Annotated in this window: 15 protein-coding genes; 10 read left to right on the plus strand and 5 right to left on the minus strand. The window is 55.5% G+C overall.

Annotation, left to right across the window (positions count from 1 at the left end; genetic code table 11):
- The first annotated feature begins 78 nt into the window (after positions 1-78).
- Together WCX19_RS04130 and WCX19_RS04135 are read left to right on the plus strand one after the other, a co-directional pair.
- Positions 79-195: a YHS domain-containing protein gene (locus WCX19_RS04130; RefSeq protein WP_373005420.1), complete on the plus strand. Its 117-nt coding sequence runs from the start codon at positions 79-81 to the stop codon at positions 193-195.
- A 448-nt stretch (positions 196-643) separates the two neighbouring features.
- A complete protein-coding gene (locus WCX19_RS04135) occupies positions 644-1,858 on the plus strand; it encodes a cation:proton antiporter (protein WP_373005422.1) in 1,215 nt (404 codons plus the stop codon).
- A gap of 68 nt (positions 1,859-1,926) precedes the next feature.
- On the opposite strand, the gene WCX19_RS04140 is transcribed toward WCX19_RS04135, so the two are convergent.
- The 3 genes from WCX19_RS04140 to WCX19_RS04150 form a co-directional block, all read right to left on the minus strand.
- Complete coding sequence (locus tag WCX19_RS04140) at positions 1,927-3,753, minus strand: chloride channel protein (protein ID WP_373005424.1); 1,827 nt, start codon at positions 3,751-3,753, stop codon at positions 1,927-1,929.
- A 180-nt stretch (positions 3,754-3,933) separates the two neighbouring features.
- A complete protein-coding gene (locus WCX19_RS04145; protein ID WP_373005426.1) occupies positions 3,934-4,320 on the minus strand; it encodes a cupredoxin domain-containing protein in 387 nt (128 codons plus the stop codon).
- Positions 4,321-4,428: 108 nt separating this feature from the next.
- On the minus strand, positions 4,429-6,855 hold the full coding sequence (locus tag WCX19_RS04150; protein ID WP_373005428.1) for a plasma-membrane proton-efflux P-type ATPase: 2,427 nt from the start codon (positions 6,853-6,855) through the stop codon (positions 4,429-4,431).
- Between the two features lie 296 nt (positions 6,856-7,151).
- On the opposite strand from WCX19_RS04150, the gene WCX19_RS04155 reads away from it, so the two are divergent.
- The 6 genes from WCX19_RS04155 to WCX19_RS04180 are packed head-to-tail and all read left to right on the plus strand — an operon-like array spanning position 7,152 to position 13,271.
- On the plus strand, positions 7,152-8,276 hold the full coding sequence (locus WCX19_RS04155; protein ID WP_373005430.1) for a KamA family radical SAM protein: 1,125 nt from the start codon (positions 7,152-7,154) through the stop codon (positions 8,274-8,276).
- A gap of 15 nt (positions 8,277-8,291) precedes the next feature.
- Positions 8,292-9,752, plus strand: a complete 1,461-nt coding sequence (gene ablA / locus WCX19_RS04160; protein WP_373005432.1) for a lysine 2,3-aminomutase — start codon at positions 8,292-8,294, stop codon at positions 9,750-9,752.
- Positions 9,742-10,593 (plus strand): putative beta-lysine N-acetyltransferase, encoded by an 852-nt coding sequence (ablB, locus tag WCX19_RS04165; RefSeq protein WP_373005434.1) that lies wholly within the window; start codon positions 9,742-9,744, stop codon positions 10,591-10,593. Before ablA ends, ablB begins: the two co-directional genes overlap by 11 nt.
- 40 nt (positions 10,594-10,633) lie before the next feature.
- A complete protein-coding gene (locus tag WCX19_RS04170; RefSeq protein WP_373005436.1) occupies positions 10,634-11,680 on the plus strand; it encodes a mechanosensitive ion channel family protein in 1,047 nt (348 codons plus the stop codon).
- A complete protein-coding gene (locus tag WCX19_RS04175) occupies positions 11,680-12,543 on the plus strand; it encodes a DUF6544 family protein (RefSeq protein ID WP_373005438.1) in 864 nt (287 codons plus the stop codon). Before WCX19_RS04170 ends, WCX19_RS04175 begins: the two co-directional genes overlap by 1 nt.
- A complete protein-coding gene (locus tag WCX19_RS04180; protein WP_373005440.1) occupies positions 12,537-13,271 on the plus strand; it encodes a YkgJ family cysteine cluster protein in 735 nt (244 codons plus the stop codon). Before WCX19_RS04175 ends, WCX19_RS04180 begins: the two co-directional genes overlap by 7 nt.
- Before the next feature lie 120 nt (positions 13,272-13,391).
- Here WCX19_RS04180 and WCX19_RS04185 read toward each other — a convergent pair whose 3' ends face one another.
- Entirely contained in the window at positions 13,392-15,206 is a 1,815-nt protein-coding gene (locus WCX19_RS04185; protein WP_373005442.1) for a KUP/HAK/KT family potassium transporter, read from the minus strand.
- 629 nt (positions 15,207-15,835) lie between these two features.
- Between WCX19_RS04185 and WCX19_RS04190 the strand changes: the two genes are divergently transcribed.
- A complete protein-coding gene (locus WCX19_RS04190; protein WP_373005444.1) occupies positions 15,836-17,107 on the plus strand; it encodes a cation:proton antiporter in 1,272 nt (423 codons plus the stop codon).
- A gap of 228 nt (positions 17,108-17,335) precedes the next feature.
- Here the strand turns inward: WCX19_RS04190 and tsaA are convergent, their stop codons facing one another.
- Positions 17,336-17,746 carry a tRNA (N6-threonylcarbamoyladenosine(37)-N6)-methyltransferase TrmO gene (gene tsaA / locus WCX19_RS04195; protein WP_373005446.1) on the minus strand — a complete coding sequence of 137 codons (411 nt, stop codon included), beginning with the start codon at positions 17,744-17,746 and terminating at the stop codon, positions 17,336-17,338.
- A 107-nt stretch (positions 17,747-17,853) separates the two neighbouring features.
- Here tsaA and WCX19_RS04200 point away from each other — a divergent pair, with 107 nt between their 5' ends.
- Positions 17,854-18,510 carry an NAD(P)/FAD-dependent oxidoreductase gene (locus WCX19_RS04200; RefSeq protein WP_373005448.1) on the plus strand — a complete coding sequence of 219 codons (657 nt, stop codon included), beginning with the start codon at positions 17,854-17,856 and terminating at the stop codon, positions 18,508-18,510.
- Positions 18,511-18,526 lie beyond the last annotated feature (16 nt).

Raw genomic sequence — 18,526 nt, forward strand, 5'->3', positions numbered from 1 at the left:
GGAGAAAACCTATTTCCCATCAGCATGACAAGGAAGATTCCTGAGGTATAAGTATGGCGATAGACCCCCATCTGTAAAATGACCGTGGATGAAAAGACGGCAAAGCTCACGAGCGAATACAAGGGAAAGAGATACTACTTCTGCGCCCCGGCCTGCAAGAAGAAATTTGATGCGGATCCGGCAAAGTACGCGTGAGGTATCCGGCGCTCCCTTAAGGAGCGATTCTCAAAAAGAAGGCTCCTGTTGAAACGCTCTCGTTTATACTGGTTTTCCGAGACTTCCCCTCTTTTTCCCGGCCTCCGTCGGAAAAAAAGACCCTCATATTCGCGTTCCGGCGGCCTTTTTCCAGGCCGGATGGACTGAAATACGTGGCAAAAACCGGGGCTGTAGAATGGCCATTAAGGGTCATTTGGCGAGGGGCAAACCTGCCGTATTTTGGCAAACGGGGCACTATTCGGGCGTATTCTCCACAGGAACCCAAAAAAAGGGATATACGGGGTTTTCCGGCATGGGATCAGCGACAAAAACGGGAAAATGAGCCCGAATTGGGCTTGTTTTTCTTCAGGGTTCCGACCCCCATCATTTCTGTTTCCTGGTAAAAAACCAGAAAAGGTTTTTACTTTTCATCCCAAGGTAACACCAGATGGAATCTCTCCTTACCTCCCCGGAATTCCAGATGAGCCTGCTCCTTTTTGTCGCACTCGGCGGGTACCTCATCGCGTCCCGGATCAACCAGTCGGCGGTCATCGGCCTCATCCTCGTCGGGCTCCTGGTGGGTCCGAGTGCGCTCGGTCTCATCACCTACACCGATTTCGTCCAGGGGCTTGCCCAGCTGGGCGCAGTGATCCTGCTCTTTGTCATCGGGCTTGAGTTCAATGTCAGGGAAATCCTCTCGATAAGAAACGGGGTGATCGCCGGGATAGGGGTCATTATCCCATGGATCGGCGGCTACTGGCTCTCGCTCGCATTCGGTTTTAATACCGCGAGCGCGATCTTCATCGGGACCGCACTGACGGCGACCAGTATCGCGATCACGGCAAACGTCCTAAAAGAACTCGGCCAGCTCCAGTCAACGGCTGCAAAGGCGATCATCGGTGCAGCGGTCATCGACGACGTACTCAGCCTCCTTGCCCTTGCCATCAGCACGGATGTCGTCAGCGGGACGATCACGGCCGGGGGGATCGCCCTTGTCGCGATAAAGGCCGTGGCATTCATTGTTATTGGCGGCGCATTGGGCATCTTCGTGGTCAGCAAATACGTAGAAAGGCTGGACGCCACGGGTTTCTGCAAAAAATTCCCCGAGTTTATCTTCATCTTCGCCATGATGATCGCATTCCTCTACGCGCTGTGCGCAGAAGCCGTGGGGCTTTCAGCCATCGTCGGCGCATTCATCGCGGGCGTCTCCTTTGAAAGCGTGGAGTTGACCCACAGTAAAAATTTCAAAGAGGGGGCGGAGTATCTCCAGATCATCTTTGCCTCGATCTTCTTTGTCTCGCTCGGCATCATTGCCGATCTCAAGGCGCTGACGCCGGAGATTTTGCTCTTCCTTCTCGTCCTCACCCTTGTTGCCATCATCACCAAGGTCGTCGGGTGCGGGATCCCGGCCCGGCTCATGGGCCTGTGCAGAAAAGACTCGCTCATCGTCGGGTTCGGCATGGCGCCCCGGGGCGAGGTGGCGATGATCGTGGCGCTCCTCGGGCTCGAAGCCGGCGTCATCGACCAGGGGATCTATGTCGCCCTCGTGCTCATGAGCCTGCTCACCACGATAATTACGCCGATCATCTACCGGAACTGGTTCTTTAAAGGGGATCCTGAAACCTATGATTCAAAGGGGCAGTGTGTCACTGAAGGGGAATAACCCCGATGAACCTGTAAGCTACGATCATGGTTCAGGCTCCCGTATGTGACGGGGCTACGTGAGCAATTTCAGGAGAGGGAATTTTCTTCTTTTTTGCAGGCTGCCAGATGACTGGCCCGGGCATACGCCCTCAGGATATCGGTCCTCGTGAGAAACCCGGCCAGCGTGTCCGGTGACTCTTTTTCCACAACCGGGAGATGATTGAAATCGTGGCCAACCATGATCGCAAGGGCAGATTCAAGAGAATCGTCCGGATGAATCACCAGAGGTGCCGGTGTTATGGCATCCCGCAGGGTGGGGCACCCACCATCACTGGTACTAAGGGAACGCACATCCCGGTTCGTGACAATCCCCACGAGCCGGCCTTCATCGATGACGGGAAAACCGGTATGCCCGGTTTTTCCGATGGTATCAAGGACGTCTGAAGGTGTATGGGTCGGGGAAAATGTGATGACGCTTTCCTTTGGGATCATGGCGTCCCGGACCGGGATCCGTGCGAGCGTTTTCTGGTCGTACTCCCCCCGGTGTGCACCGGACTGCGCTTTGGTCGGTACCTGCTGCCGGAAGATGGTCTTTTCCCCGGTAAGCAGGGTCGAGACCGCAACTGCTGCCATTGCGGGGATCAGGATCGTGATGCTCCCGACCATCTCGACGACCATGATCAAAACGGCGATGGGGGCATTGGCCACAGCCCCGAACAGGGCGATCATCCCGACAACGACAAAGACCGGGATCGTTTCCAGCGGAACATAGGCCGGGAAGAACAGGTGGAGGATGAGGCCGAGCGACGCGCCGACACCGGCACCGATAGTCAGTCCCGGGGCAAACACGCCTCCGCTCCCGCCGCTCCCCAGCGTGAGGGAGGTGGCAATGATCTTCGCAAACGGGAGCAGCAGGACAACAGCGAGCGGGAGCATGGAATAGAACATGAGCTGATCAAACCCGTAGCTCGACCCGAGGGAGGCAAGGCCCAGTGTCTCTGCTTCGGGGGATATGAATGCGAGGAGAACGACAAGAACCCCAAGAATGACCGCCCCCGAGACCGGTTTTAAGTACAACGGGAGATTGTACCGTTTGAACTGGGCAGCAAACCAGTCGCGGCTCCCGTAAAAGAGAAAGATATAGATGAGGCCGAACGCTGCACACAGGACACCGAGCAGGAGGAAGAGGGGAATCTGGTACACATTCCACACGATCGCTCCAAGTGAAAAAATGGGCGCGTAACCTTCGAAGAATCCGAAGATGGCATAGCCGATCACCGAGGCGAGGAATGCCGGGACAATCGCATCGGATTCAAAGTCCCGGGTGTAGAGAACTTCTGCCGCGAGCACGGCTCCCCCGAATGGCGCCTTGAATATCGTCCCGATCCCTGCCCCGATCCCGGTGGTGAGTGCGATCCTCCGCTCGCGGGGAGAGAGGCCGAGCATATCGGCGACCATCGATCCAAACCCTGCCGAGATCTGGGCAGACGGACCTTCCCGTCCCGCACTCCCCCCGGTCGAGATCGTGAGGATGGCCGTGACCGCTTTTACGAGCGGAACCCGTCGCCGGATCCTGCCTTCTCCATGAAATGCCTTAATTGCCGCATCGGTGCCGTGGCCTTCTGCCTCCGGCGCAAGCCGGGTGACAAGAATCCCGGTGAGCAGGCTCCCGAAGATCAGGATGGGGACGAGGAGCATGAGCGACGGGGGCCCCGACCACTGGCTGATCGCGGCAACGCTCTGGCCCTCCTGAGGGTACGTGTACTGGAGGAGGTAGCCCATGAAAAATGCCGTTCCCCACTTGAGCCCCTCAAAAAAAAGGAGCGAGCCGAACCCGGCAATGACACCGACAACGAGGGCGATGAGGATAACCCGTTTTGTCGGCGTGATACCGGAAGGGAAGGAAAACGTCATGGAATATCACGGGTTTTTGTATGTTTTGCCCGATACTATTTCATCGTTCTTATCCATATCCGGCTGTGGTTCTCCGGGCAAAAAACAGAGAGATGAAACGGAGCACTATCCCTGCCCGTGAGATCCCGGCCCTGCAGGGAACTCCCTAAAAAAAGAGAAAAGACCAAACGACGATCCGGTTCAGGGGTTTACGATAATCGTCCCTTTGATGGCCGGGTTTTCCGTGCAGTGGAACTTGTAGGTCCCGGGAATGGTAAAGGTCCACTGGAACTCTTCGTTATTAAAGAGAGGTGGCGACATGAAGGCGTCCGGATCATTCTCATCGGATGCGACCGTGTGGTATTCCATGTCAGTATCAAGCCAGGTAACGGTAACGCCTTTGTCCACGACCAGGACCGGGGGATTGACACCGGAACTCCCGATAAGGATTGTGGTCTGGGGATCATATTCCTTACGGGGGGTTGTATGCGAAGGGGACGAACCGGTGCAGCCGGCAGCGAAGAGAAGGACAATCGTGACGAAGAGCACGGCACCGGTCCGGGCAATCTCACGGGCTCTGGTATACATGAAAAGAGGTTGGGCAGTCCTTGGGTAAATGCTTTCACGGATACCCGGGGATGAGGCAACGGGAAAAAACTGCCAAAAAAACCGGCACCGGCCGGGGCCGCACCGGTGTTATGAATAGGGATGGATCTTCCTGAAAAGCCAGACCTTGATCTGGTCGTTTACGAGGAATGACACCAGTGCGTACCCCCAGACAATAAGCGCAAGAGACCACCCGATGGGTGTCATGATGAAAACTCCATAGATCGCGATGAGTGTTGCTGCGATCTGGGTAAGTTCGGCGGTACCAAAAAGGGCAAGAGAGGGAAACGGGCGCTCCCAGAAATGCTGCTGGCCGGTGCGGGCAAGATAGATGGTCATATGGCCGGCGACCGCGAGCTTAAGGAAGATGAGTGTCTGGATGACACCGGCATCGAGATGGAAATATTCCCGTGCCACCCAGAGGAGGATGAAACTGGAGATAACCCCGAGAATCCCGAGGATCGTTGCGAGGGTCAGGATGCGGTTCATCTGCCAGCGGACGGGCTTTGGTGCGACCGGGGCGTTGTCGAAGGCGATCATCATGATGGGAAGGTCGTTTAAGATCGCGAGCACGACGAGCATGAGCGCAGTGACCGGGTAAAAGTCCAGGAGCACAATACAGAGCGTTAAAAAGATCAGGACCCTGACCGTCTCTGCAATCCGGTAGACTGCGTAATTTTCCATGCGCCGGAATATTTCCCGGCTCCGCTCTATCGCATCGATGATGACCGAGAGCCCGGGTTTTGTGAGGACAATATCCGCAGCAGACTTTGCCGCATCGGTCGCGCCTGCGACTGCAATGCCGGTATCCGCCTCCCGGAGTGCCGGCGCATCGTTCACGCCGTCTCCGGTCATCCCGACGATATGGTCGCTGCCCTGCAGGACTTTTACGATCTGGTACTTGTCTTCGGGCAGCACCTGGGCAAACCCGTCGGCAGACTCCAGCTGGTTTTGGGACTCTTTTCCATCGCCGGCGACCAGTGCAGTCCGGGGAATAATGTTCCGGCCAAGGCCCACCTGCCCGGCAATCTCTTCTGCAATGGCAATGTGATCCCCGGTTACCATCTTCACGTTCACGCCAAGTTTTTTTGCCTCGGTGATCGTGGCCGCTGAATCCTCCCGGGGCGGATCGAACAGGCCGATCAGGCCAAGGTACTGCCATGCCCCGGTGCTGTCGGTCCGGGCTACCCCGAGGGCACGAAATCCTTTCTGTGCAAATGCCGTGACCCATTCGTCCAGCGTCGCTGCTGTAATCCCGTCCGTCCCGGCGAGGGTCGCAATCGCCTGCGGTGCTCCTTTTGCCACGTCAAACGACCGGCCCGATCCGTCCCGGACCGTTGCCTTTGAGAATTTGGCAACCGGATCGAAGGGGACAAATGCCAGGATTTCAGGACCGGTGCTGTCCGGGGGAAGGGCGAGACGGTCGTACCGCGCAAAAACCGCCGTATCGATGGGATCGTTGCTCTCTTTTTTTGAAGCCAGTGCCGCCGCGATAATGACGTCCTGCTCAGAAACCCCGGGAAAGGTCCTTACCTCACCGATACTGATGGCGTTCTGCGTGATGGTCCCGGTCTTATCCGCACAGAGGATATCCATGCCGGCCAGCTCTTCGATAGCCGTGAGCCGGCTGACAATCGCTTCCCGTTTTGCAAGGGCCACGGCACCGACGGCAAGGGTCACCGTCAGCACCGCAGGAAGCGCCACGGGGATTGCCGCCACTACAAGGATGAGGGCAAACTGAAGTGTTTCCAGGATCGAGGCTGACCTTATGAGTGAAACGATAAAAATGATGCTGACCATCACTATCGCGAGGAGGATGAGATAGTTCCCGATCTTTTGCACCGCAGCCTGGAAATGACTTCGGGGAGGTTTTGCCTGGACCAGCCGGGCGGTTTTGCCAAAAAAGGTGTTTCCCCCGGTGGTGGTAACCCTTGCATCCATCTCGCCCTGGCGGACGATGGACCCGGAGTAGACCGTATCGCCGGTCTTTTTCTCGACCGGAAGGGATTCGCCGGTCAGTGCCGATTCATCGAGAAGAAGATAGGATCCCGTGCCAAGCACGGCATCTGCCGGCACGATATCCCCGAGCCGGATATGGACGGTATCCCCGGGCACAAGTTCGCGGGCCGGGATCTCCTGCCAGGTCCCGTCACGGAGCACGCGGGCATTGGGCGCGAGCCGTTTTTTTAAGAGTTCGATCGCATTTTCCGCTTTTCTCTCTTGGAAAAACCCGACGACCGCGTTGGTCATGAGCAGCAGGATGATGATGGCACAATCCTCCCAGTGCGAAATCGCGGCCGAGAGGATTGCCGCCGCCTCGATCATCCAGGGGATCGGGCCCCAGAAGTAGGTGAGGAACTTAAGAAGCGGGTTTTTCTTTTCTTCAGGGATATCGTTTGGGCCGTACTGTTCCCGGAGACGTACGACGTCGGCACCGGTCAGTCCTTTCACGGGCCCCGGGGCGGGGCCGGGCGATGCCGCCTGCATATCGTCGGATATCGTACGACCTGATGACATAGGTAACGAGATCTTTGTTTTCCCGCCATTGTAATACCTGTGATCGTCCCGTTTGTTACAAAAGAAAAATCCCTGCCGACACAACCTTTTCCTGTGTTTTTAAAGCCCAGTTTGGCTTTTCCGTCATGTATAATGGAATAACACAAAGGGTTTAAAAGATGAGCCATAAAAGGCACGTGCTGATTTGTGATTTTGGGTACTATGCATTTCCTGTTAATGTCAATCTGAAAATTTCACACAAATCAAATTTCTGTCCTTTCCCGGACAGAGAAGACCACCCCTACATCAGGTGAACCATGATTCCAAAGTATCTGACATCTGTTTCAGAGCTCGACAACCTCGTCGGGCTCTCCCCCAAAGACCGAAAGGAGATGGAGACGGTAACGGATCTTTTCCCGTTCCGTGCGAACGAGTACTACCTTTCTCTCATTGACTGGAAAGACGGCCACGACCCTGTTCGCAGGATCGTTATTCCTGACATACAGGAACTCAAAGACGGGGGATCTGCCGATCCTTCGCATGAACAGGATTATACCAAAAAACCCGGCCTACAGCACAAATATGACCAGACCGGCCTTCTGCTTCTCACCGATGTCTGCGGCGGGATCTGCCGCTTCTGTTTCCGGAAAAGGCTTTTTATGTCCTGCAAGCGCGAAACCGTGCGGGACGTTTCCGATAATATCGAATACATACGGGAGCACAAGGAGATAACAAACGTCCTTTTAACCGGTGGCGATCCCCTCACACTTGCGACGCGTCAGATCGAGCCAATCTTAAAAGAGCTGCGGGAGATCGAACACGTTAACATCATCCGGATCGGCAGCAAGATGCTGGCGTACAACCCGTACCGGATCTTAAACGACCCGGAGCTCCTTGCCGTCCTCTCCCGGTACAGCACACCGGAGAAACGCATCTACTTAATGGCGCATTTCAACCATCCCCGCGAGCTGACGGCAGTATCGATGCAGGCCGCAGAAGCGCTCCGTAACGCCGGGGTTATCCTCGTCAACCAGACGCCGATATTAGACGGGGTCAACAACGATCCGGCAACCCTGACCACGCTTTTCAGGCGGCTTTCGTTTGCCGGCATCCCCCCCTACTATGTGTTCCAGTGCCGGCCGACCACCGGCAACCGGTCCTTCCAGGTCCCGGTCGAGCAATCCTACGAGTGTCTCCAGAAATCCTGGCAGGCGTGCTCGGGACTTGCGAAGAGGGCCCGGTTTGTCATGTCCCATGCCACGGGAAAGATCGAGATCGTGGGAAAGACCGCCTCACATATCTTTATGCGGTACCACCAGTCAGCCGATCCGGCCGACATCGGGAAGTTCATGGTCTTCAAAACCAACCCGGTGGCCCGGTGGTTCGACGACTACCGCCATGCGCTGACGGACTTCGAGCCAAAGAAAATGTGGTTGTTCTAAGGGAGGAACCGGGAAATGACCCCACCATCCGATTCCCCCGGACGGGACCGGCAAAGTGCCGGCCCCCAAGACCGTCCCCTCACGTTCCGGCACCTGAGCGGGCAGGTAAAAAGTACGGTAAAAGATCTCGTCTCCATCCTGAAAGGATATTCCCAGGGCGCAGAGACCCCCGGCGATCCGGCACTGCTCCGGAAAACAGTAGAGACCGGGAATGTCCCGGAATACTGGAAGGACTGGCGCTGGCAGGTCAGGCACGCCATCCGCGATCTTGACACGTTCCAGCAGCTGCTCGGGCTGAAATTCTCACCGACCGAGCAGGAACAACTCAAAAAGACCATCGCGAAGTTCCCGCTCAGCATCACCCCGTACTACCTCTCGCTCATCGATGTGAACGATTACAAAAACGATCCGATCTTCAAGCAGGCATTCCCCTCACCCAAGGAACTTATAGTCGAGGACTACGAGCTGGCAGACCCGCTCTCTGAAGAGAAAGACAGCCCGTGCGATTGCATCACCCACCGGTATCCCGACCGGGTCCTTTTTCTGGTCAGCAACACCTGCGCGATGTACTGCCGGCACTGCACCCGCAAACGCAAAGTCGGGGACGTGGACTCGATCCCGGACCGGAAAAAGATCCTTGAAGGGATCGATTACATCCGGAAAAACCCGCAGATCCGCGATGTCCTCCTCTCCGGTGGCGACCCGTTCATGCTCAGTGACGATTACCTTGACTGGATCCTTTCCGAGCTCCGGGCGATCCCGCATGTTGAGGTAATACGGATCGGGAGCCGGGTGCCGGTGGTCTTACCGTACAGGGTGACCGATGACCTCGTAGCAGTCTTAAAAAAGCACCACCCGCTCTGGGTCAACACGCAGTTCAACCACCCAAAGGAGATGACCGAATCCGCCCGGACCGCGCTCGCAAAACTCGCCGACGCCGGTATTCCTCTCGGAAACCAGTCGGTGCTCCTTGCCGGCATCAACGACTGCCCGAGGATCATGAAAGAACTCGTCCACCAGCTGGTCAAAAACCGCGTCCGCCCGTACTATCTCTACCAGTGCGATCTCTCGGAAGGTATCAGCCATTTCCGCACGCCGGTCTCAAAAGGGATCGAGATCATGGAGAACCTGATCGGGCACACGAGCGGGTTTGCCGTTCCGCGGTACGTGGTCGATGCACCGGGTGGCGGGGGAAAGATCCCGGTCTTTCCCAACTACCTCTTGACCTGGTCTGTGCACAAGGTAGTCCTTCGCAATTACGAGGGGATGATCTGCACCTACGAGGAGCCGGCAAATTATGAACGGATCTTCTGCAACGGCGATTGCGCAGCCTGCAAGCTCCAGCTGAACATCAATCGCGCAGATGAATCAAAAGTGGTCGGTGTCGCAAAACTGCTGGCCGATTACGATACGACAACGACACTTGTCCCGGAGAATACCGACCGGATGGAGAGGAGGCTAAACGATGATGCCTGACAGTGTTGAAAAAATCGGCGAGAGCCGCGTCCAGCACGGGCATTTCAACAACCGGGCCTACGTGATGCGTCTGGATCCATCAGATATCCCTGAAATTATTCCCCGTCTGGGAGCGCTCGTGGAGAAGAACGGGTACACGAAGATCGTAATCCGGGTTCCGGAGCATGCAAAAGACCCCTTTATTTCGGCCGGATACGTGACCGAGGCCGAAGTTCCCGGCTTTTACGCGGGGTCTGAGACCGCGCTTTTCATGGGAAAATTTACCGTGCCGGGGCGCGCTCTGAATCGTTCCCCCGATCTTATTGCCGACGTTCTTGCGAAAGCACGGGCGCATATCCCTGCTGAGTACAAGCCGCACCTGCCCCGGGGTTTTTCGCTCGTGGAGGCTGCACCCGAAGATGCGGAGAGGATTGCGACACTCTACCGCGAAACGTTCGAGAGTTACCCGTTTCCCGTCTTCGATCCCGCGTTTATCCGGCAGACCCTGGAAGAGGATGTCCGCTATTTCTGTGTCCTGCACGAGGGGGAGATTGTGGCTGTGGCCTCATGCGATGTAAATGACGGCGCAAAAAATGCGGAGATGACCGACTTTGCCACGTCTCTCTCGTTTCGGGGTCAGGGCCTTGCCGGCTGCCTGCTCCATGCCATGGAAGAATACCTGAAAGAAAAAGGGATCCTTATCAGTTACACGATCGCCCGTGCAACCTCGTACCCGATGAACGTGACGTTTGCCCGCGCAGGATACCAGTACGGGGGCACGCTTTTAAACAACACCAACATCTGCGGGACGCTCGAAAGCATGAATGTCTGGTACAAGAGGCCTGTGAGGCGGCAGGCATGAGCACACCCCTCTTCACGGGACCCGGGACACCGGTGGTACCATGATGGATCCCGGCTATTTCCACGCAGCCATTACCGTTATCTTCGGGCTGACCCTCGCAGGTGCGGCCCACCTGGTTCTCCGCTGGCTCAAAAAGAAGGCTGACGCCACGGACACCCAGCTTGACAACATCATCCTCAATGCGATCGGGGGGCCGCTCGTGGTCGCGATCATCGCCGTCTCGATCTATGCGGCCCTGACCCGCTTCGATGTTGTCCCGGATACCTTAAGCTGGCTCATCACGGACCAGATCATCACCGCATTTTTTATCCTGCTCGGTGCCTGGATCTGCTCGGTCTTCTCCTATAACCTCATCCGTACCTACGGCACGGTCATTGCAGAAAAGACCGATACGGACCTCGACGACCGGATCATCCCAATTTTAGAGATTGCCGCAAAATACCTGATCTGGTTTATCGCGTTCCTGCTCATCCTTGCGACGTTCAATGTCGACATCACGCCGTTTCTTGCAGGCGCCGGGATCGCAGGCCTCGCGGTCGCGCTCGCTGCCCAGGACCTCCTGTCCAACTTCTTTGGCGGCGCGATCATCACCATGGACAAGCCGTTTGTGATCGGCGACCGGATAAAGTTCGACGAATACTTTGGGGATATCGTGAGTATCGGCCCGCGGAGCACGCGCCTCAAAACGCTCGACAACCAGATAGTGACGATCCCAAACTCGAAGATAACTTCGAACATTGTCGTCAACTACGCGCAACCGGACATTAAACTCAAGGTCCGGATCCCGTTCTCCGTCGCGTACGGATCGAATATGCCCCGGGTCAAGGCAATTCTCCTCGAAGTCGCCCGGGAAGCCCAGACAAAGACGCCGTGGGTACTTGCCGACCCGGGGCCGTCGGTCTACTTCCTCGAATTCGGGGAGTCGGGGTTAAACGGCCAGCTCCTCCTCTGGACCAACAACTACGATTACTCCTGGGACGTGCAGGATTACATGAACTTCCGTATCGATGAGCGGTTTCGGGACGAGAAGATCGAGATCCCGTTCAGGCAGGTGGATATCCGGATGCGAACGACAGGAGGGCAGTGATGCCGGTCGGACTGGTTATCGGGATACTTTCGGGCCTGGCAGTCTTTATTCTTATCATCGTCGTAGGCAGCGGGCTCTTTACCCTTATGATCGAGGAACAGATTCGCTACCTTCGTCTGATCGTCCTGAATACGCCACTGTCTGCGGTCGCCGGCCTCCCGTCAGCTCCATGGCCGGTCACATGGTACCGGTCACGGGCAGCAGGAGAGAACCGGGATTCGGCCGGGTGCGTGCATATCCGGCATGCCGGCAGGATCCGTTACGGGAAAACCGGGAGGTGGATGAACATGTCCGGCGAGGCATTTTTTTCCCTTGCGACACCGGGATTTGTCGGGCATGCGAAAATTGCCTGGGCCCCGGGAATCTGGCTTGAGGCCTTTCACTACTATATCCGTCACGAAGCGGGAATGAAACTCCACCTGTTCTCGGTCCTCCCGCTCTGCACGGCACGCACCGGAGAAATTGAGGACAGCTCGCTTTTCCGGTACCTGGCAGGCACGCCACTCTTTCCCCTGATTTTTAAGGCATCCCATTTCATCAGCTGGGAACCGGTCCACGAGTCGATGGTAAAAGCGATCATTCGGGACGAGGACCGGTCTGTTGAAGCATTTGTCCGTTTCGACGATGCGGGATGGATTAAGAGTATCGAGGCGTGCCAGACAACACACCCGAAAACCGGCAGACGGATCCCCGGTCTTTTTTCGAGCAGCTTCTCGGGGTATACGGATGTGGGCGGTTACCAGATACCTATGAAGACCGCATCCGAGCTGCTCCTCCCGGGAGGGGACTATCTTCAGGCCGAGTACACCCTTACCGGCATCGAATTTGATATACCGAAAAGGATCCAACCGGGGGGATGCTGATACCCGCACAAGCAGATGTCCCGATTCCCTGCCGCATCGTCGCCCTGGTGCAGGAGCAGAACCGGCTCTTTGGTTACCCGCTTGCGACCCTTGCAGAGGAGATCCGGCAGATCGGATTTACGTGCAACCGTTGCGGAACCTGCTGCACCCGTGCCGTCAACCGGCACATCTTCCTCTTGGACCGGGATGTTGAGACCGTGAGGGCGATCGACCCCGGTGCGTACGTGCCCGCCCCGGACCCGGAGTTTTGCGACCAGAACGGCACGCTGTACGTCTCCGGTTATGCGCTCCGTATGGACGGCGATGACAAGGGATCCTGTAGATTTTTACACGAGGACCGGTGCAGGATCTACGATCGCCGGTTCTCTGTCTGCCGGATCTACCCGCACATGCTCCGCCGCGAAGCCGGCCGGGCAGAAATCGTATCGTGGTGCACATTCTCGCGGATGAACGAGCACGGGAGGTACCATGAGGCCATACCGGAAGACGAGTGCCTTTCCCTCGCGCGGGAGATCCTGGAATATGAAAATGCATTTCTTTGCCAGCAGATATCGTTTCTCGAAACCATCCACGAATATTTTACGACGCGTACCCTCCGGCATGATCCGGAGATGCACAAACAGGGAATGCAGCGGATCCGGCAGGGCCGGCCGGTCGATATAAAAGTGTTCCATGCCGGGGAACTCGAAGACTGCCGGATGAGGGCATCCTGCCCGGAAAAACAGTAACCTGCTGCTGACCGATCCGGAAAACCTGTTTTTTAGTGAAAATCCCGATTTTGCCAGAATATCGGATTGTCCAAAAAGGGATAACGTTCTCCCGGTATTTTCCAAAGGGGGTACATCCCGTCACATCACAACCCTTGTCACGACACCGTGGATCTTTTCCGGGGGAAGAGCATAGAACTGTACGAACGGCGGGGAATTCTTTTTGATAACCCCGTAGAGTCTCCACAGGGGTTTATCGCTCACGATATTCTCGATGCCATAGAAAATTGTTTTTTCATCAATTGCCCGCTCCTTTAACAGTCCGACGACATTAACGATTTCCATATATCCTGCGGTGACGGTGAAGAGATGGAGGCCCGGGGCAAGATCTGATTCGAACGCGGTGCTGATACCAAACGGTTTCTCGGTGACCTTGATCGAGACAAGGATATTGTTTTCATAGATAATCTCGTTCTGGAAAAAGACCTGGGAGAGATAGGGAGACAGTTTCCTCGCATCCCCCACAAAGTACAGTGCCGTTCCCCGAATCTTCGGGAGGCATGCGAAATTCTCCCGGTACCGGGGAAGAAATTCATCCAGCGGGAGAGGCCTGAGCATCGCGTGGAGCTTCTCCTGCCCGAGAATGAACGTGACGATGACGATGAGCGGGATGGCGGCAATAATAAACGACCAGAACGCACCGTGCGGGATCTTGAAAAGCGTAGAGATGAAGAACAACCCGTCAACGACGATGAGCGCCCCGGCGATTGCCATCTTCACCGGTTTGTGCCGGTACAGGAAGATTATCGCCATCATGAGTGCGGAGATTGCCATCGAACCTGAAACCGCAAGGCCGTACGCGGACGCTAAGTTTTCCGACGAACGGAATTCAAACATCACCACGAGCACTGCGGCAAGCAGCATCCAGTTGACCGCACCGATATAGATCTGGGACCGCAGTTCAGGCGAGGTATACTCGATCTTCATCTTGGGGATGATGCGGGTGGTCATGCCCTGGTAGACAATCGAGAACATCCCGGAGATCATCGCCTGCGATGCGATGACCGTGGCACCGACGCTCAGGATAAGGAATGGGACATAGACCACTGGGCTGAGGGTGTTGATCATCGCGAAGAGAACGTTGTGGGTATTACCGGTCTGGAGAACAAACGCGCCCTGTCCGAGATAACTGAGCAGGAGTGCCGGGAAGACGACGACCCAGCCTTTGACAATCGGTTCCCTCCCGAGGTGTCCCATATCCGCATAGAGTGCTTCTCCCCCGGTGACGCAGAGGATCACCGCCGACATTACGATGAGCGAGGCCCAGCCGTTTTCGAGGATGAATCCGAATGCAAATGTCGGGCTTAACGCAAAGAGTACCCGGGGGGCGCCAAGAATCGCGATCACACCGGATATCGCGAGCGCGCCAAACCAGATCACCATGACCGGGCCAAATGTCCATGCCACGCGGTCGGTTCCCCTCTTCTGGAAGAAAAAAAGCCCGATGGCAATGAGAGCGGCAATAAGCAGGATCGTCATCCCGCCTATATCTTCAAACCCGGGGATCAGCCGGATCCCTTCAACTGCCGAGAGGATACTGATCGCGGGCGTAATCACGCCGTCCCCGATGAAAAGCGCGATCCCGAGGATCGTGAGAACGGATACACCCGATGCGATGATACCGGGTTTCAACAGGGAATCAAGGATCGTTTTGAGAACGATCGTCCCTCCTTCGCCCTTATCGGAGAGCGACATGGCAAGCCAGATGTACTGGACGGTGATGATGGTAAACAACGTCCAGGTGATAAGAGATACAAGCCCCAGGATGTTTTCTGTTGTCGGCAGCAGGAAGAGCAGGATTGCCCCGACCGTGTAGATCGGGCTCGTCCCGATATCCCCGAATACAAGACCGAGGGACTTAACGATTTTCGAAGATGAAGTCCCCGTCTCGGTCATGAGTTATACTCTTCACCCGACCGTGGTAAACCTTTTGGATTGGTTTTGCCAGGCAATGTTTCGTCTCTCTGGCTCTGTTAAAAACAGGAAGAATAGTTATACTTTTTAGTGCTCTGTAGAACCCATTAAGAATTACTTGACGCTCAAGGGGTTCCGCCCCTCCGCTCATGGCGCCCCGGTTGCTATAGTATTGTCGTATGACCTGTACACAAAAACACATGATTTGTACAGGTAATACCCGGGTATCACATACACCCCCGCCCCCAACGGGGGCTGGGCTGGCGCGAAGGGGAGTAATAATATCTCATAAAAAAAGCAATTCTACAGAGCCTTTTTTAGATTATTTACAGGATCCGCTGAAGGATAAGCCCAACTATATGGATAAGGTCGAGGATTCCGCCAACAATCTGAAGTTCCCGGACAGAATCAGCATTTGTAGTTCCGGGGCGGATTGTGGCTCTTTAATGGATTTCATAGGAACCCTAAAGGCCGGATTCTTGATCTCTTTTTTGTTTTGGGTTTTTTAAAAACGGCGAGTCAGGGTTTTAGATCCTGATCCGGCCATCAGAGGAGCATAAAACCGGCCGGTGCAATATATCACCGGGACTATCAACAACTTATTTGGCCTCTTGCGATCTAATCAGAAAGCAATGGATGCAGCAGTAATCGTACTTTTTCTCGGGCTTCTCATCTTCATCGGCAACATCCTCTCGCGTTTTTTCACGATCACAAAAATTCCCGATGTACTCTTTTTGATCGCCATCGGGATCGTGGTCGGCCCCCTGCTCGATCTGGTCGAACCCTCGGCATTCGGTGTTGTCGGCCCGATCTTCACCCAGGTCACGCTTGCTATCATCCTCTTTGAGGGCGGACTGCACATCACGATAGAGACCTTAAAAAAGTCAATCACCGGGTCCCTGGCGATCACGGCCGTTAATTTCGTCGTTATTACGGTCATCTGTATCGTCATCATGCAGTACCTGGCAGGTTTCTCGCTCCTCGAATCCTGCATACTCGGGGCAATCCTTGGCGGCACCTCATCTGCGGTTGTCATCCCGTTTACCAACTATCTCAATATCAAAAACGACACAAAAGCGATCCTCGCGCTGGAATCCGCGCTCAGCGATGTGATCTGCATCGTTGTACTGCTGGCCCTCCTCGACATGGTGAAACTCCAGGACTTCAACGTCGGCCACATTGCCGGCAACTTTATCGCCACCTTCCTCATTGCGATCATCATTGGGGTAATTGCCGGTGTCTGGTGGTCGTCTGTCTACCATAATCTCGCAAGCATCAAGAGTATCTTTATCACGCCGGCATTTGTCTTCATTGTCTTCGGGTTTGTCAGCCTGCTCGGGTTCTCCGGTGCAATCGCAGCGCTTGCACTCGGCCTGACATTCGGGAACCTGAATTATTTCAAGGCAGAGAAGATCATCCCGTTCCTGGGAGATACCGTCACGCAGGTCGAACTTACCCCCACCGAGATGGAGTTCTTTGCCCAGCTCGTCTCGTTATTGAAAACATTTTTCTTCATCTATATCGGGATCTCGATCCACTTCTCCAATATGTCGATCATTTACCTGGGCGCCCTCATCACCATCGTCATCTACCTTGCACGGATCGTGATGGTCTGGCTCACGATCCCCCGGAGCATCCCGGCGTCTGACGCAGCGATTGTCTCTGTTATGGAGCCAAAAGGGCTTGCCGCCGCAGTCCTCGCCTCCCTGCCGCTTGAAGCCGGGATTGCGGCCGGGCAGACCATCCAGGATGTCACGTACATCGTGATCTTCTTCTCCATCCTTGCCTGTTCGATCCTGATCTTCCTCTTAGAGAGAACGGCGTTTTCCCGGGCGTACCGGAAACTGTTCTGGGCGTTTGGGAAAACGCCGGAGACCAGCTGACAACCCGTTTCATTGTTCTTTCCCGGTATCCGGCGCTCCCTTAAGGAACGCTTCTTTTAAAAAAAGAAGGCTCTTTTGTTGATCCCTGTCCCGTTTTTTTTGCTTTCTTTCCCTGTGTGTTCATTCCCCGCAGTGAATCTAACGGGCAGGTCTTTGCCGCCCCGGTGGCGAGCGCTCTAAAGCCGATGAGTGCAACGGGATTCGACAACGGTGCCCCCGTTTTTTCGTTCACCTGTCTTTTACGCAATCAATATCCGGTGAATAGGGCTTGATATCTACCACCGGCGTCCCGTCAAGCGCATCGAGCCCGCGCACCCGCAGGATATTTCCGTCACGTTCTATAAGGTCAACCACAGAAAATCCAACCGGATTGGGACGGTTGGGTGACCGGGTAGCAAAAACTCCGTGTTCAACAGGATCATGAGGGGGGCTTGCCCGGAGCATTGTCCTGTCTGCACGGTCGAACCATGAGAGGACGATAAGATGTGATTTCTTCTCAATATCATCAAGCCCGGGAAGATATTTCTCTTCGATAACGATCTCCGAAACCGTATCCGAGAGCCGTCCCTGCCGGGGGGCATCCTTCTTCTCCTTATACGGAGACCGCACATAACCAATCGGCTGAATAGTAAAATTCATACTTCCACAACACCCCTGTCTGACTCTTATCCCCGTATTGCATTAAACAGGTAGCCCTTAAACCCAACATATTCATGATCAAAATGTCATGTGTATCCGGGCATATCATGACCGATACCACCTATGGCGCAAAACTCCAGCGGGATGGCACAACCTATGCACTCCAGACGCGGATCCCGGCCGGTGTCGTAACACCGGAAGATCTCGAAACGATCGCCCGGGTTGCAAAAGAGTTCCGGATCCCCTTGATCAAGATCACGTCGGGACAGCGGTTCCTGCTTGTCGGAGTGCAGGAAAAAGATATAACACCGATCAGAAAAGAACTGGGTGACCTCGGTGCGGCCTCCATCACGCCCGGCGTGCGGTATGTCCAGTCCTGCCCGGGCATCGCGTTCTGTAAAAACGGCACGCAGGATTCTCTTTGCCTCGCCCGGGAGATCTCCGATGAATGTGCGGGAAAAGAGTTCCCGGCAAAGATCAAGATCGGTATCTCCGGCTGCCCTCGCTGCTGCGGGGAGAGTCGTGTCCGGGATATCGGCATCATGGGCTCTGCAAAGGGATGGACGGTATTCTTCGGCGGGCACAGCGGGTTTAACTCACGGCAGGGCGTGCAGGTCGCGACCGGCCTGTCTTCCGATGAGGTACGGGATCTAATCCGGAGACTGCTTACCTTTTACAAGTGCCATGCCAGGCCAAAAGAGCGGACCTCCCGGTTCCTGGAGCGGGTGGGGACGGCGTGGCTGGATGCAGGGAAAGCGGAGTAAAGGACAGGTATCTAAT

The organism is Methanoregula sp. (assembly GCF_041663825.1).
In the GTDB taxonomy this organism is placed as follows: Archaea; Halobacteriota; Methanomicrobia; order Methanomicrobiales; family Methanospirillaceae; genus Methanoregula.

Bases quoted from the DNA above. Each gene is read 5' to 3' on its own strand.
- WCX19_RS04130 (WP_373005420.1), top strand. From the start codon at position 79: ATGACCGTGGATGAAAAGACGGCAAAGCTCACGAGCGAATACAAGGGA.
- WCX19_RS04135 (WP_373005422.1), top strand. From the start codon at position 644: ATGGAATCTCTCCTTACCTCCCCGGAATTCCAGATGAGCCTGCTCCTT.
- WCX19_RS04140 (WP_373005424.1), bottom strand. From the start codon at position 3,753: ATGACGTTTTCCTTCCCTTCCGGTATCACGCCGACAAAACGGGTTATC.
- WCX19_RS04145 (WP_373005426.1), bottom strand. From the start codon at position 4,320: ATGTATACCAGAGCCCGTGAGATTGCCCGGACCGGTGCCGTGCTCTTC.
- WCX19_RS04150 (WP_373005428.1), bottom strand. From the start codon at position 6,855: ATGTCATCAGGTCGTACGATATCCGACGATATGCAGGCGGCATCGCCC.
- WCX19_RS04155 (WP_373005430.1), top strand. From the start codon at position 7,152: ATGATTCCAAAGTATCTGACATCTGTTTCAGAGCTCGACAACCTCGTC.
- ablA (WP_373005432.1), top strand. From the start codon at position 8,292: ATGACCCCACCATCCGATTCCCCCGGACGGGACCGGCAAAGTGCCGGC.
- ablB (WP_373005434.1), top strand. From the start codon at position 9,742: ATGATGCCTGACAGTGTTGAAAAAATCGGCGAGAGCCGCGTCCAGCAC.
- WCX19_RS04170 (WP_373005436.1), top strand. From the start codon at position 10,634: ATGATGGATCCCGGCTATTTCCACGCAGCCATTACCGTTATCTTCGGG.
- WCX19_RS04175 (WP_373005438.1), top strand. From the start codon at position 11,680: ATGCCGGTCGGACTGGTTATCGGGATACTTTCGGGCCTGGCAGTCTTT.
- WCX19_RS04180 (WP_373005440.1), top strand. From the start codon at position 12,537: ATGCTGATACCCGCACAAGCAGATGTCCCGATTCCCTGCCGCATCGTC.
- WCX19_RS04185 (WP_373005442.1), bottom strand. From the start codon at position 15,206: ATGACCGAGACGGGGACTTCATCTTCGAAAATCGTTAAGTCCCTCGGT.
- tsaA (WP_373005446.1), bottom strand. From the start codon at position 17,746: ATGAATTTTACTATTCAGCCGATTGGTTATGTGCGGTCTCCGTATAAG.
- WCX19_RS04200 (WP_373005448.1), top strand. From the start codon at position 17,854: ATGACCGATACCACCTATGGCGCAAAACTCCAGCGGGATGGCACAACC.